1 protein-coding gene is annotated in these 895 nt (G+C 28.4%); it reads right to left on the bottom strand.

Annotated elements, in window-relative coordinates; translation table 11 throughout:
- Window positions 1–8 precede the first annotated feature (8 nt).
- Window positions 9–824: an IS5 family transposase gene (locus N5D90_RS17050; RefSeq protein ID WP_347881119.1), complete on the bottom strand. Its 816-nt coding sequence runs from the start codon at window positions 822–824 to the stop codon at window positions 9–11.
- Window positions 825–895 lie beyond the last annotated feature (71 nt).

Consider the following 895-nt stretch of genomic DNA (forward strand, 5'->3'; position numbering starts at 1 on the left):
GAAGTTGTTTAAACTTTCATTTTTTTGATAAGTAGAAGAGTAAAAGCAATATAATGTAGATTGATCCAGTTAATAGCGGAAGTTTCAAATCTTATAAGCAAGGATTTAAAGGAATCAATCCAAGCATTCGCTTTTTCAATTTTGAACCTTCTTTTATATAATTTTGGATCAAAATAATAATCATTGTCAACTGAACTAGAGTTTCTTGTATTGACTTTTATATTGGCTATAATTTCGTTTTTTTCGAGTAAGCTTCTAAAATCATCACTATCAAAACCTGCGTCAGCATTTAGAAAAAGTCCTTGATGTGAAATATCACTTTCTTGCAAAAGCTGAAGAATTTCATTTAAAACATCATTAATCTCGAATAAATCATGGTTTGTTCCACTTTTAGGAGAACCCATTGCTAGCATTTGACCTTGATTATCACACAAAAAAATAATATTAGTGGTTTTTGATTTTTTCCTGCCTTGATAACCAACAGCTTCACCTGCTAATCGACAACGAGTATGGCTGCCATCTAATTGAACGCAAGACATATCCAATGATTTTTTATTTTTAGATAATAAGTTGATCCAAACATTTTTGAAAGAGCCATCTTTACTCCATTTATTGAAATAATAATAAATACTTTGCCAACTTATTTTTTGGTCTAAAAAATATTCTTTCAAACTCAATTCTCGCCATTGACAACCCGTTTTTAAGCGTTTTATTATTAATTGTACAACTTTTATTAAATCAAATTTTGTCTTAAATCCTCGTTTTCCTATACTTAAATGAGGTAATATCAATTCTTCTATTTTATATTTGCTAAGGAGTTCCAAATTATTAGTTTTTTTTATTGCAATTCAAATTTGCTGATTTTTTGGGAACTCTTATTTGTTTAAACAACTTC

The organism is Empedobacter sp. GD03797 (genome assembly GCF_029842105.1).
In the GTDB taxonomy this organism is placed as follows: Bacteria; Bacteroidota; Bacteroidia; order Flavobacteriales; family Weeksellaceae; genus Empedobacter; species Empedobacter falsenii_C.